The sequence below is a fragment of the Bacteroidia bacterium genome, assembly GCA_033391075.1.
In the GTDB taxonomy this organism is placed as follows: domain Bacteria; phylum Bacteroidota; class Bacteroidia; order J057; family J057; genus JAWPMV01.
In genome coordinates this window covers 167,633-181,715 of record JAWPMV010000004.1, presented here as the reverse complement: position 1 = coordinate 181,715, position 14,083 = coordinate 167,633, and the positions used below count along the sequence as shown (strand labels likewise).

The following is a 14,083-nucleotide window of genomic DNA, read 5'->3' as shown; positions in this document are numbered from 1 at the left end:
TCTGTGTTTGCGGAGCATGCATTACCTCGTTTCTATTTATTGCATGTTCCTTTGAAAATGATCTTTCCCCGCTCTCTTTTAGCCTGAACTCCCAGAGATTCTTCTATAACATCCAGAATATCTCGAAGCGCTTTCTTTGAAAAGTTTGCCGTTAAAGGACAGTCCATCAATTCAGGATTTACTATTTCCATCTCTTCATGGTATTGGCGCTGCAGGGCAAAAATGACTTCTTCAAGCGGGCTTTCCTCAAAAGAAAGTTGTTGATCTTTGATGGAGAGATAATTGGCATCATCATTTTCCTGTTTGTCCAAAGCACCATTAGATTTGGTAAAAACAGCTTTCTCATTGGCAGTCAAAATCTCTTCCTTGCCACCACTTCTCACCGCTACCCTACCCGATTCGACGATGACCTGAATTTCGCCCAATTCCTCCCGAGCGTCTACATAAAAGGAAGTTCCCAATACTTCAATCTCTACATTTTGAGTTTCTATGATAAAAGGACGAGCAGTGTCTCGGGCCACATCAAAAAATGCGTCGCCTTTCAATCCCACTTTGCGGATATTTCCTTTCTCCTCATTCGCGAAACTCAAGAAGGATCGTTGATTAAGCGTAACGGTACTTCCATCTTCGAGCTGTACTTCCTCAATCTCATCAAAGGTCTGCGCATAATATGGTTCAGAACTCAAGATATTTCTCCATAAGAAAATCGAGAGAATCATAAGCACTAATACCGCTGCAGCAACTCCCAGCCATCTCTGAGTATAGAAGGGCTTCTTCATCTCCAGCACTTTCGCCTGAGGTTCAATCTGTCCGAGTAGCTGTTCCCAATTCTTATTCACGTCCACAGAAACAGGATTTTCCTTCATTCCGGATAAGATCCAGGCTTTTTTGAAGTTTTTAAAAACTTCCTGGTTCTGCGGATCAGCCAATACCCATGCCTCCAGTTCCTGCACTTCTGCATCACTGGCATTCCCACTCAAATAGCGACTTATGAGTTCGGAATGATGTGTATGTATGTCCTGTTTTTCCATGATTCAGTCTCGATTTCGGCCTGATCTACCTTTACTACCCAAAAAGATATCTCTACCCTTAGTCCGGTGATCATTTTTTTACACATTTCTTATCATGAGCACTAAGAGCCAGAAATAGGGGCCCAATACTTCCCGTAAAATTTTCATGGCTTTGCTCATATGGGCTTCCACAGTTTTCTGCGAAAGCTCAAGTTCCTCGGCAATTTCCTTGTACTTCATTTGTTGAAATCTGCTCATCTCAAAAACCTGCCTACATTTAGGCGGAAGGCTTGCGAGGGCAGCTTCGATTTTCTGTTTGAGTTCCTCTTCTCCAAAATGATCCTCCTCAACAGCAATCTCAAAATCCGCATGATCCAGATCGAGGACCTGAGATCGATATTTCTTCTCGTCCCGGATGTGATTCAGGCATTTGTTTCGGACTGCAGTAAATAGGTAGGATTTGATAGAAAGTGTGGGATCGATTTCTTCTCGTTTTTCCCAAAGGGAGATGAAGACCTTTTGTACGATGTCCTGAGCGACTTCCTCATCGAAGACAAATTGGCGTGCAAAATTGCAGAGATGGGTAAAGTGCGATTTGAAGAGGACTTCAAATTGCTGTTTGTCAAAGGAGTTCTGTGATAATTGCTGAGACATCTCAGCACTAAAGGTAGGAAATAGAATTTATTTGCGCTTGACCGGGAAATTAATCACTTGAATTTTGAAGGGGAATTGTCATTAAATGATTCGCCCACCATCCAGGATCTTCTCACCCCTACCCTAAAGTCCACTTCAATAAAATCAGCTGTCTATTCCTCTGTTAGAAAAGCACTTAATTACGATTTTTCGTAATAGTATTTATTTCCATATTTACGTACTTCATTTAAAGTCAATGCTTATTCCCACATCTACTTCATTACATATTTCTTTCTAGGTCTGCGTTCCGATTCAGGCAACAGCCTTCATTTAAGACAAAAGGTTTATGACAGTTCTTACGAGTCTGGTATATGGTATATGTGCGACATTCGCCACCACAGTGGGGATAGCTTTAGATCCTTCCGATCTGTCGATCAGCCTGACTTCAGGCCCAAGCTTGTTAGTAGACAATAACAAAGGTTGTGATGAAGAGCCTCATGCTGCCTATGTTTCCTTTGAAGTATGTAATAATGGTTCTTCCGATTTATCGAATGTAACAGCTCGCCTTGAGGATTTCACAAATGCAAATTTTGGACTGGCCGCAGGTCAGTTAGCAGACCAAACAATAGGATTACTTTCAGCAGGGGATTGTAAGTCCATTTTCTGGTATATCTATTATGACTGTTCAAGCATAGGAGCAAGTTCAGACCTTAGCATCAAGTTGTTCGAAGCAAGTGGCGATACGGCAAGTCTTACAGAGACCCTAACTACCGTTTCTACTATAGATGCTGGGGCTGGCGGCACCATAATTGGAACAGAGCTCCTGGCGGGAGTGGGTATTGGAGATACGGTAGAAGTAGAAATGGAATATTCTATAGGTAGCACAAAAGCTGGTAACCCGGTAATTATTCAGCCGGCAGGTAACCTGGATTTTGATGCAGATTGTTATCAACTAGTCAGTAGCATTGTAGAATATTCAGAAGTAACTGAAATCCTGGTCGGGGATGAGGATCAACTCTATTACAGCAGCGTAAGTAAACACACAGGAAATTCGCACACTTTCCGGCTTAAATACAGATTTGTTTCCAACTGTGTAAGCTCCGACTCCACCCATTTACGGGGATATTCAGCTGCTGTTAGTGGAGCAAATATGAAACGCTACAATGTGGGAGATGAAGTTTTCAGCAGTGGGCCTACCCTGGATTTGGGATGGGAAGACCTGGAAGTTCAAAAACAAGGTCTATATGCTCAGATCAGTTGGAAACAAACAAGCAATGATCCGGAAGATCTTCTACAAATCGAACGTTCGTTGGATTCGCGCATCTTTCAAAATATTTACACTGCTCCTTATATTGAATTCAAACAGAAATCCGAGAATTATCTGTATAGAGATAAACTATCTGCATATCAAGTCGATCAAAAAATTTATTACCGGCTCAAGCATACCAATATCAATGGTGAAAGCAGTTATAGCTCAATTCTCGAACTACAGCTCTCTGAAAATTCTAGCGATCCTCTCCTCTACCCCAATCCAGCAAATGATTATCTGACAATCAATTTACAGGGTCCCGATTGGCAAGGAGGAGAACTCAGGCTTTGTGATATATATGGGAAAGTCCTTTTGCAAAGCCCATTAAAAGAAGGAGAATCCCAACTGCAACTGATTCCGCTCCAACAACTCCCCTCAGGAAAATATTTTATCCAAATCCTTCATCCTGAGTATCCATACTTTTCCTCTTTTGTGAAAAAGTGACAGAAAAACAATCCCTATATCCTATCATAATTCCGATCTAACTTATGAAGTAGAAGTTAAATATTTTTTGCATAAAGTTTAGACACTATTGACTAATTACTTAAAACAAACTAACTTGTTGGAAATTCACCTTTTTGACAACTCGCCAAAAAATTATACAGGAAGCCACCAGCTATTTCAATAAACATGGATATAGCTCCACGACTTTATTCGAATTGGCAAAGGTGCTGGGAATGAGTCGAGGCAACCTTGCCTACCATTTCAAAGAAAAAGATTTACTACTTGAAGCCATAGCCGACGATATGTGGCAATCTCTGGAGCAGGAGCGTAATAAGTCGCGCCAACTCCCCTCTTTTGAAAATCTCCATAATGAGATTCAACTTTACTATAAGTACCAAAAGAAGTATGCCTTCATCTTTCTGGATACCCATGTACTCAAACATCCTTTGATCAAAAAGCGCTTTCGGGACCTTACCTCCCAAACTATTAAAGACAACAAAGCCACTATCGCTTTTTCAATCAAATTGGGCAATATGCGAGAAGAACAAATCGCAGGTACCTATCATAACATTGCTTTTATTACCTGGATGTTGACCTTCTTTTGGCTTTCCCAACAAATCATTCGAGGTGAAAAAAGCAGAGAGGATGGAGAAAAAATGATTTGGAGTATACTCCTTCCCCATTTTACAGAAAAAGGCCAACAATCTTTCAAGGCATTCTTCGGAGAAGACTATTTCAATAGTCTCGGAGAGCCTTTCGATATAGATATTCAATCTTTAATCTCATTTTAACATAAAGAGATGAAGTCCAAAATAAATCCCAATAGCAAGAGTTTTCAACAGAATCGTGAAGAGATGCTTGCATTTGTCGAAGAGCTGGAGAAACATATGGAAGCCAGTCGATTCCAGGGCAAAGACAAGCATATTGACAGAGCTCGTAATCGAGGAAAATTGCTTGCACGTGAACGCCTTGAACTGGTACTGGATCAGGACAGCCCTTTTTTAGAGCTACTCCCCTTGAGCGGAATGAAGCAAAAAGGTGGTTTCGGAGCAGGTGGGACAAATATTTCCGGCATTGGGCTGGTACAGGGGAAACTTTGTATGGTCAATTCTAATGTAGGGACTCGTAAAGGAGGCTCAGTTGATTATGCTACCGTTTTCAAATCTTTACGTTTAGGGCAAATCGCAAGAGAAAATCGCTTACCTTCCATCAATTTGGTGGAAAGTGGTGGGGCTAACCTACCCGATCAGGCAAAGATCTTCAATTATGGAGGTGAAAGTTTCCGGGAGATTACCCGACGATCCAAAATGGGAATTCCTACCATTTCGGTGGTCTTTGGAAATGCGACTGCGGGTGGGGCTTATGTGCCTGGTATGTCAGATTATTCTATCTTCCAGAAAAAAGCGGCCAAAGTCTTTCTCGCAGGTCCGCCACTGGTAAAGATGGCGACCAATGAAGTAGCCACAGATGAAGAACTGGGCGGAGCAGAAATGCATAGCCGGGTATCGGGTGTTTCTGATTACCTGGCTGAGGATGAATACGACGGCATCCGCATTGCCCGCGAAATCATGGAATGGGTGAATGTTGCCAATCCTCATTTGATTCCGGAGGGACCCATTGAAGAGCCGCTCTATGACACCGAAGAAATCCTTGGAGTAATTCCCTCAAATCCCAAAACTCCTTTCGATGCCAGAGAGTTGATCTATCGAATTGTGGACGGATCAAAATTTTCGGAATTCAAACCAGAATACGGCAGTACCATGGTAACTGGCTGGGCAAAAATCCATGGCTATCCCATCGCCATACTCGCAAATAATGGAGTTATCTTCTCAGAGTCCGCCAATAAGGCTGCTCATTTTATCCAGCTTTCCAATAAAAAGAATATTCCTCTCCTTTTCCTCCAAAACACTACGGGTTATATGGTGGGAAAAGCCTATGAAGAAGGCGGCATCATAAAAAACGGAGCTAAACTCATCAATGCCGTTTCCAATAGTGAGGTTCCTTCCATTACCTTGATGATCGGTTCTTCTTATGGGGCAGGAAATTATGGGATGAATGGTCGCAGCTACGATCCTCGTTTCCTATTTGCCTATCCCAATTCTAAAATCGGAGTCATGGGCTCAGAACAGCTAGCCGGAGTGATGGAGATCGTTCAACGAGCTTCCGCAAAATCATTAGGAAAAGAATACGATGAAAAACAGGGTGAAATGCTCAAGCAAATGTTGATCCATGAAGCAGAATCCAAAGCATCTGCCTGGCATTCGACTTCCGAATTGTGGGACGATGGTATACTTGATCCTCGTCAAACGAGAAATTATCTGGGAATCAGCTTAGCGGTTTTATATAGCCAGCCCATCAAAGGTAGCGACGGCTTCGGTGTATTCAGAATGTAATCCTTGCCCTATGAAAAAGAAACTTATACTCATCGGATTGATCATTGCCTTGGCGGGTAGTTTGATCTGGTATGCGCTGCCTACAGGTATGCCAGCTGGTGATCTTTATTTCAAGGATATAGGGGAAAGAGAACTTCAGCAAGATGAAATCGGTCAATTCAATTATGTATATGACCAGTACCTGAAGCTGGGCATCACCGGGGACGAATTTTCGGAATGGGATGAAGATCAACAATTACTTTGGCGCTATGGAATAGCCTTTTCCTCCTACGCTATGCCTTCTATTGTGATGATTTCTGACGAATATGGCAATACAGCCAAAAAAGCCATGAAAATCATGATCGAAAAGATGAAGTCTCGCAAAGTATGGGGAGACTGGATTGACTATGGCATGGGGGATGATCCCATTTCTGAAGGAAATATCATGTACAAAGGGCATCTCAACCTGATGTATGGCCTTTTCCAACTCATTTCAGGGGATACCACTTTCGCCCGAGAATATACCTGGATGACCGAAAGGATCGTCCATGAACTTCGCAGACATCATAAAGAAGGAAAGCACGAAGGAGCTGATTGTGAACCCGGTCGCTATTTCGCCCAATGCAATTCCATCAGCCTCATGAGTCTCAAAGTCTACGACAAACTCTACGGAACGAATTACCTGAATGAGGAAGGCTCCTGGACGCTCGATTTCATCAAGGATAAAATGACGGACGAAGAAAGCGGCCTGTACAAAAGTATGTATAACTCTGATATGGAGTTTTCCGACCCATACCTCACGGGCTATACCAATGCCTGGACCATGAGTTTTTTACAGTCCTTTGATAAGGATTACAACCAGGATCTCTATCCCACCTGGAAAGATAAATTCGTCATTGATTATGGTCCTTATGCCAGCGTTCGAGAGGATTTGGGAGCCGGACCTTCTCCCCTCGCCCATATGACAGGCTTACTGGCCGCGAAAGAATTTGAGGACATTGAGCTCTACACCAAACTTCGCAATTCCATGGATCGAAGATTGTATAAAGAGACAGAGAAGGATTTCCGCAAATACGAGGGTATCAACAATGCCATTTACAATGGTCCCATCCTTTGGACGAAAGTTCATATGGGCTGGGATAATATACTGGAATACGACTGGGGACATAAAGTTCCTTACTCGATTCCCGATGTGTCCGACATGCTTTGGACCGATATACTTGATAAAAATTTAATGCTTAAAAGCGAGAATTGATCTATGAAGTCCATCAATTCAATACTCATTGCCAATAGAGGGGAGATTGCCTCTCGCGTGATTCGCAGTTGTAAAAAACTGGGGATTCGAAGCATCGCTGTATTTTCGGATGCAGACAGAAATATGCCCTTCGTAAAAGAAGCAGATATAGCTGTTCATATTGGAGCAAGTAGTCCCAGTCAGTCCTATCTGGATCAGGACAAAATCATCTCCACCGCCAAGCGGACAGGGGCTGATGCTATTCATCCAGGCTATGGTTTTCTTTCGGAGAATGCTGCTTTTGCCCGCAAATGCGAATCAGAAGGCATCATATTCATTGGCCCTCATCCCAAAGCCATAGAAGCTATGGGTTCAAAGTCTCAGGCGAAAGATCTCATGCAGAAGTTTGAGGTTCCTGTTGTGCCCGGCTACCAGGGAAAGGATCAAAGCATAGAGCGTTTGACCCAGGCAGCCAGAGAAGTCGGCTATCCTCTCCTGCTCAAAGCGACTGCAGGAGGCGGAGGAAAAGGTATGCGGATTGTTCATGAAGAATCAGAGATCGAAGCGGCCATTGCGGCTGCTAAGAGAGAGTCTAAATCAGCCTTTGGAGATGATGAATTGATTGTAGAGAAATACATCGCTTCTGGTCGGCACATTGAATTCCAGATTTTTGGGGATAAACAGGGCAATGCTATCCACATCCTGGAAAGAGAATGTTCTATCCAAAGGCGTTATCAGAAGGTCGTAGAAGAAAGCCCCTCTCCTATTATGAGTGAGGATCTCAGAACTAAGATGGGAGCCGCAGCAGTCAATGCAGCCAAAGCTTTGAGTTACGATAATGCCGGCACCGTAGAATTTATTTATGATGATAAAAGTGGGGATTTCTATTTTCTGGAAGTAAACACCCGTTTGCAGGTAGAGCATCCCGTAACAGAAGAGATTAGCGGTCTGGATTTGGTACAAATGCAAATCGAGTCTGCTTCGGGCAAAGAATTATCAATTAAGCAGGAGGATATACAGGGGAAAGGCTATGCCCTTGAGCTTCGCTTATATGCAGAAGATGCTGCCAAAGGTTTCCTCCCTGTAACAGGCAGGATTTTGAAGTTTGAATATCCGGAGGTTGAAGGTTTGCGGGTTGAGTCTGCTATCGAAAGTGGATCTGAGATTTCGATTTTCTATGATCCTATGATTGCGAAATTGATTGTTTGGGATGAAAGTCGTGAAGGAGCGCATAGGAAGATGGAATACGTATTGAAAAACATGCGTTGCCAGGGTATGATGACCAATCAGGATTTTTTATTAGCTCTTTTGGAGCATCCTGATTTTCGAGCGGGGAAATATGATACCCATTTTATCAGCCAGCAACTCAATTATAATCCGGATCGAGCCAAAAGCAATGGAGCTTTACATCAATCTATAATGGCCGCATGTTTAGCAGGATGGGTAGCAAGGGAAAATAAGCGGGTATTGCTTGCGGCTGTTCCCTCGGGCTGGCGAAATAATTTCAATGATCATCAATTAGAAAAATATAGTTGGGGAGGAGAGCTTTTTGAACTCAAGTATCGATACCTGAACAATAGCTTTAGCATGTCGATTGGCGAAGAAAATTACACGCTTCAGTTCCTGGGAAAAACAGGCGATCAACTCCAATTAGAAATAGACGGTCTTCAACAAAGCTTTTCCGTGATTTCAAATGGAAGCAAACGCTATATCCACAATGAACAATTCGGCAACGTTGAACTGGAACTACAGCCCCGCTTTCCCCAAAAAGAATCCGAAAAAGAAGCCGGAGGATATGAAGCACCTATGCCGTCTCAGATAGTAAAGGTTTTGGTGAAAGCCGGCGAGGAGGTTGAAAGTGGAGCCCCCCTTATGATCATATCTTCTATGAAAATGGAAAATACCATAGAGGCGGTAGCAGATGGAAAGGTAGAAGAAATCTTCACCACAGAAGGAGCCAATGTTGAAGCAGGTTTTCTGCTGTTAAAGATAAAAACTTGATTTTGCGTATGGGAGATGAAACGAGTGTGAACAGACAGATATGTGAGAGAACTCTGGATTACTCCTTCCACTTTGTGCCAAACTTTTCTAAAAAAGTTTGAAAAAAACAAAAAGAAACAATGAATATATACACCAAAGGACAAGTCTCAGAAATCGCAAAACAAACCTTTGCCTTTATCGAAATCGAAACAGGGGATCATGTGCTGACCCTTACCCTGGATCGGGCTGAAAAGAAAAACGCCCTGCATCCCCAAATGGTAAATGAGATTGCTTTTGCTCTTCAATATGCTCACTATCAGAAAGATATTTGGGTGGTAGTGATTCAGGCGAAAGGCAATGTTTTTTGTGCAGGAGCAGACCTAAAGGCCATGGCAGGACTAGTCGAACCCAATGATTCGACCATCCCAAAACCGGCTGGTACCATCTTGATTGGAGAACTCTTCAATAAAGTATATAAACCCACCATTGCAAAGATTACCGGGGATGTTTATGCAGGTGGATTCTTCTTCCTGGCAGGATGTAATATTGTGATCTCACAGGACGATGTAAAGTTTGGCTTACCAGAGGTAAGAAGGGGTATTTATCCTTTTCAGGTGATGGCGGCTTTGATGAAAGTTATGCCTTCCCGCAAGGTTCTGGACTGGTGTATCAGAGGCTATAATTTGCCGGTAGCAGAAGCAGAAAGATATGGTCTTGTGACCCAGGTCGTATCAGCAGATGAAATCAAAACGGCTTCAAATAGTGTCATCGAGGAGTTAAAACAAAACAGTCCCTTGGCGATCAGAAAAGGACTCGAAGCCTACGACCACATCCAGCCCAGTGCCGAGCAACACAAATACCTCCTGAAAATGCTCCAACAAACCATCATGAGCAAAGACGGACAAGAAGGCCTCAAAGCCTTCCGCGAAAAACGCTCCCCCAACTGGACTGGCGAATAATAATCATACTCCTTCGCGCGCTGGTCATCAAAATTCGGTGTTCGGGGCCAGGCTGCGAGAAGGCTTTAGAATTTTGACGGTTTTTGGGCAGCTTTTGCCGCCAAAAAGCTGCGGAAGAACCAAAAAGAAAAAATAAGATGAAAAAACTCATACTATCAGCCGCCCTCACTGGCGCAGCTACTACCAGAGCCCACTGTCCCTATATTCCCTATACGCCCAAAGAACTGGGAGAAGAAGCAAAAAGAGCCCAGGATGCGGGAGCAAGCATCGTTCATATCCATGCTCGAGAAGACAATGGAGCTCCTTCCTGGAGATTAGAAGTTTTCGAAGAGATCAAAGCGGAAGTGAGGAAGCGCTGCCCCAATATCATTATCAATTTCTCGACTGGGGCTATTGGACTTTCCAAAGAGGATCGCATGAATCATATCGGCCCTACCCGACCAGATATGGCGGCTTTCAATATGGGAAGTATGAATTACGGCATTTACTCCAAACGCCAGAAGAAGTTTCACTGGAGTGGGGTTTTTGAAAATTCCTTTGACACCTTACAATACGTAATCAAAGTAATGAATGAAGCAGGCACAACTCCGGAAATGGAATGCTTCGATACCGCACATATAAGAAATGCTGAACCGCTTAGAGATATGGGGCTGCTGCCTGAAAATGCCTGCTATAGTTTGGTAATGGGCGTCATGGGAGGGATTCCAGCAACTCCACAAAATCTCATGCACCAGATCAGCCAGGTACCCGATGGAAAGTTCTGGCAGGTAATCGCTATCAGTCGCAAACAATGGCAATTGGCAGCGATAGCCTGTACAATGGGAGGCAATTTCCGGGTAGGTCTGGAAGACAATTTCTACCTCCCAAATGGAGAAATGGCGAAATCCAATGGAGAATGTGTAGAATGGGGCGTTAAACTGGCCAAAATGATGGGAAGGGAGATCGCTAGCATTGAAGAAACAAGAGAAATGTTGCAAATTCCCTTTAGAGATTAGGGCAATGATGAGCATCAGATAATATGACCACTGAGATCAACGGACTTAACTACTATTACAAGGATAAGGGTAAAGGGAAAGAAATCATTCTTCTTTTACATGGCAATCCTGATAGTTCGGATATGTGGGAGGGAATCTTCCCATTTCTGGAGAAAGAGTATCGCTGCATTGCTCCGGATCTTCCGGGATTTGGTCGCTCAGAAATTGAGAGAAAGCCTCAATTCAGCCTTGAGAAGGGAGCCCATTGGCTCAATGCTTTCATCAGCAATCTGCTTATCACAGATCCCGTCCATATCATCTTGCATGATGTTGGGGCATTTTATGGAATTCCCTGGGCTATCAAACATCCTGAACTGGTAAAATCACTCTGTATCAGCAATACCCTCTTTTTCTCTAATTACTCATGGCATTTCTGGGGGCGAGTTTGGAGGACCCCTATTCTGGGAGAGATTGCCACAATTTTTACCACCAAATCCTTATTTAAAAGAGAAATGTTGAAAGGTGGGCCCGGCTTATCAGATGATTATCTCGAAAAAGCATTTGCGAAGCTTACCCCTCAGATGAAAAAGACTGTACTCAATATGTACAGGTATATGGATCCCCTGATTTTTAAGGAATGGGAACTGGCCTATGAAAAATTAGCCGGAGAAGTTCCGATTCAGGTGATATGGGGTGACCTCGACCCATATATACCCCTGAGATTTAGCTATGCCGAACGCTTTGCTCAAAGTCAAAATCTCCTTCATGTACCGGGAGCAGGACATTGGGTGGCAGCTGAAAAACCTGAACTTTTTGCCAAGACCTGGCTTACCTTTATTCAAAACTGAAAAAAATGTTCGCACAAGATTTATACAAAGATAAAATAGCCCTGGTAACGGGAGGAAGAAGTGGAATCGGATACGGCATCGCCAAAATGATGCTTCAATTAGGTGCTACGGTTTATATCGGCTCACGAAAAGAAGAAGCCTTACAAAAAGCAGCGGAAGAATTGGCTGAGTTTGGAGATGTACATTTTCAAAGTCTGGATATCCGCAATACTGAGGAAATCCAATTCCTGGCTGAAAAAATCAAAGCCGAACAGGGGCGCCTGGATATACTTGTTAATAATGCCGGGGGACAATTTCCGGCATTAGCCGAGATGATCAATGATAAAGGCTGGAATGCCGTAATCAACAACAACCTAAATGGAACCTTTTATATGATCCGGGAAATGGGCAATGCCTTTTTCCTTCCTCAAAAAAATGGGATCATCATCAATATCATCGCCGATATTTTCAGAGGCTTTCCCGGAATGATCCATACCGGAGCAGCCAGAGCAGGAGTCGAGAATTTGACCAAGACTCTGGCAGTAGAATGGAGCGAATATAATATCCGGATAAATTCCGTGGCACCGGGTACTATAGAGTCTTCAGGCCTTTCGACCTATCCTCCCCAGATTCAGGATATGTTTAAAGAAGCTCGGGAAGCAGTTCCATTGGGCCGCTTTGGCACTGTGGAAGATATAGCAAATGCTGTTGGCTTCCTGGCAAGTCCCTTAGCCTCTTATATAAGTGGTATCACCCTCTATGTTGATGGTGCCTCTCACTTAAATTCCGATAAAATGGGCCTGCCCAATGTTTTGAAATCCTTTATGAAACCTAATAAATAGATATAGATCACATGAATTTTGACAATAAAGTTGCCATCGTTACTGGTTCCGGTTCGGGTATAGGTAGAGCTACGGCTGTATTATTTGCTAAACAGGGAGCCAAAGTAGTTGTTTCTGATATCAATGAAGAAGGCGCCAAAGAAACCTATGATAGCATTGTGGCCGAAGGGGGAAAAGCGCTCAATATTCCTTGCGATGTTTCTCAAAAGAGTCAGGTCGAGAACCTATTTGCTCAGACTAAAGCTCAATTTGGCAGAGTAGATATTGCGGTAAATAATGCCGGAATAGGAGGCATGCTTGAATTCACTCATAAATATCCGGATGAGATGTACGAAAAGATCATGCAGGTCAATGTAAATGGCGTTTGGTACTGCATGAAAGAAGCCCTGAAAATCATGTTGGAACAGGGAGAAGGAGGTTCTATTGTGAATATTTCCTCTGTAGCAGGAATTGGTGCAGCTCCCCGGATGTCGGCCTATTCAGCAAGCAAGCATGCCGTTATAGGAATGACTCGAACAGCTGCTCACGAATATGGCAAATACAAAATTCGTGTCAATGCGATATGCCCTACAATTATTGAAACCCCTATGGGCATGGGATACGCCAATGAAGAAGAAGGTTTGATCCAGATGATCAAACATAGCATTCCCCTCAAAAGATTCGGCCAAGCAGAAGAGGTCGCAGAAAGTATTGCCTGGCTTTGCAGCAATGAAAGCAGCTTTGTTACCGGTATGGAATTAAGAGTGGATGGCGGAATGAAGGCCTAAGTTGCCCTCAGCTTCACTACCTCTTTACAGGCAGATCATATTAAATACGATCTGCCTGTAATTTTTATACCATTCCCATGATGCTTTTCAACTCCCTTCTGGCAAGGTAAATATTCTGGTGAGCCCACTTGGGAGTTTTGCCAAAAGCTTCAGAAATTTCCTGCGCATCATAACCTTCACTCAGAAGTTGCAGGATACGACGACGGGCCGGATGCGAAACCCCCTGGATCATTTGTTGAATATCTGCGACATAGGCAGCATCCAACCCATAGGGACTCACGCTTTTCTCGACATAGGGCTTAACATATTGAGCCAGGATTTCCTGACGACGTCGAGCTTTTTTGCTTTTGGAAAAATACATCTTCTTACCAATCTCAATGAGAAAGGCAGAGAGGTTTCTAACCTCAAGATCCTTAAGCCTGGTTTGACTTTCCATCAACCAGATAAAAATCTCTGAGATCAGGTCTTCAAGTTCAGTTTCATTGCAGGTATAGCGAAGTAAAACGCAGACCAGCTTTGAATGGTACTTGTTTACAATGTCGGACAATGCTTTTTCATCCCCTGCTAAAAAGGAAGTCCAAAGCAGTTTGTCTGCTTGCGTAGATTTTCTGCTGTTCATAAACATATCCCTTTGGCTGAGCCGGGTTATGCTGAACTTTCAGTATTGAAAATTCTTTAGCAGAAAATTTTTAAAAGCGAAATAAAGATGGGACTGACAGGCAGCACCTACTT

13 protein-coding genes are annotated in these 14,083 nt (G+C 43.3%); 10 read left to right on the top strand and 3 right to left on the bottom strand.

What is annotated here, in order from left to right; all coding sequences use genetic code 11:
• Positions 1–32: 32 nt before the first annotated feature.
• The gene (locus R8P61_34830; GenBank protein ID MDW3652304.1) at positions 33–1,031 is read right to left on the bottom strand and encodes a FecR domain-containing protein; all 999 of its coding nucleotides are present in this window, start codon (positions 1,029–1,031) and stop codon (positions 33–35) included.
• Positions 1,032–1,109: 78 nt separating this feature from the next.
• Positions 1,110–1,664, bottom strand: coding sequence for an RNA polymerase sigma-70 factor (locus R8P61_34825; protein MDW3652303.1), 555 nt, complete (start codon positions 1,662–1,664; stop codon positions 1,110–1,112).
• 325 nt (positions 1,665–1,989) lie between these two features.
• On the opposite strand from R8P61_34825, the gene R8P61_34820 reads away from it, so the two are divergent.
• The 10 genes from R8P61_34820 to R8P61_34775 all read left to right on the top strand — a co-directional run bounded on the left by R8P61_34820 (position 1,990) and on the right by R8P61_34775 (position 13,351).
• Positions 1,990–3,396: a T9SS type A sorting domain-containing protein gene (locus R8P61_34820; GenBank protein MDW3652302.1), complete on the top strand. Its 1,407-nt coding sequence runs from the start codon at positions 1,990–1,992 to the stop codon at positions 3,394–3,396.
• A gap of 134 nt (positions 3,397–3,530) precedes the next feature.
• On the top strand, positions 3,531–4,187 hold the full coding sequence (locus R8P61_34815) for a TetR/AcrR family transcriptional regulator (GenBank protein ID MDW3652301.1): 657 nt from the start codon (positions 3,531–3,533) through the stop codon (positions 4,185–4,187).
• A 9-nt stretch (positions 4,188–4,196) separates the two neighbouring features.
• Positions 4,197–5,789 carry a carboxyl transferase domain-containing protein gene (locus tag R8P61_34810; GenBank protein MDW3652300.1) on the top strand — a complete coding sequence of 531 codons (1,593 nt, stop codon included), beginning with the start codon at positions 4,197–4,199 and terminating at the stop codon, positions 5,787–5,789.
• 10 nt (positions 5,790–5,799) lie between these two features.
• Complete coding sequence (locus R8P61_34805; protein MDW3652299.1) at positions 5,800–7,023, top strand: hypothetical protein; 1,224 nt, start codon at positions 5,800–5,802, stop codon at positions 7,021–7,023.
• A gap of 3 nt (positions 7,024–7,026) precedes the next feature.
• Positions 7,027–9,003 (top strand): acetyl-CoA carboxylase biotin carboxylase subunit, encoded by a 1,977-nt coding sequence (locus R8P61_34800; GenBank protein ID MDW3652298.1) that lies wholly within the window; start codon positions 7,027–7,029, stop codon positions 9,001–9,003.
• A gap of 119 nt (positions 9,004–9,122) precedes the next feature.
• The gene (locus tag R8P61_34795) at positions 9,123–9,941 is read left to right on the top strand and encodes an enoyl-CoA hydratase-related protein (protein MDW3652297.1); all 819 of its coding nucleotides are present in this window, start codon (positions 9,123–9,125) and stop codon (positions 9,939–9,941) included.
• Between the two features lie 137 nt (positions 9,942–10,078).
• Positions 10,079–10,936, top strand: coding sequence for a 3-keto-5-aminohexanoate cleavage protein (locus R8P61_34790; GenBank protein ID MDW3652296.1), 858 nt, complete (start codon positions 10,079–10,081; stop codon positions 10,934–10,936).
• Positions 10,937–10,959: 23 nt separating this feature from the next.
• Complete coding sequence (locus R8P61_34785) at positions 10,960–11,763, top strand: alpha/beta hydrolase (GenBank protein ID MDW3652295.1); 804 nt, start codon at positions 10,960–10,962, stop codon at positions 11,761–11,763.
• Between the two features lie 5 nt (positions 11,764–11,768).
• A complete protein-coding gene (locus R8P61_34780; protein MDW3652294.1) occupies positions 11,769–12,584 on the top strand; it encodes an SDR family oxidoreductase in 816 nt (271 codons plus the stop codon).
• A gap of 11 nt (positions 12,585–12,595) precedes the next feature.
• Entirely contained in the window at positions 12,596–13,351 is a 756-nt protein-coding gene (locus R8P61_34775) for an SDR family oxidoreductase (GenBank protein MDW3652293.1), read from the top strand.
• Between the two features lie 64 nt (positions 13,352–13,415).
• Here R8P61_34775 and R8P61_34770 read toward each other — a convergent pair whose 3' ends face one another.
• Positions 13,416–13,970 carry an RNA polymerase sigma factor gene (locus R8P61_34770; protein MDW3652292.1) on the bottom strand — a complete coding sequence of 185 codons (555 nt, stop codon included), beginning with the start codon at positions 13,968–13,970 and terminating at the stop codon, positions 13,416–13,418.
• Positions 13,971–14,083: the final 113 nt, after the last annotated feature.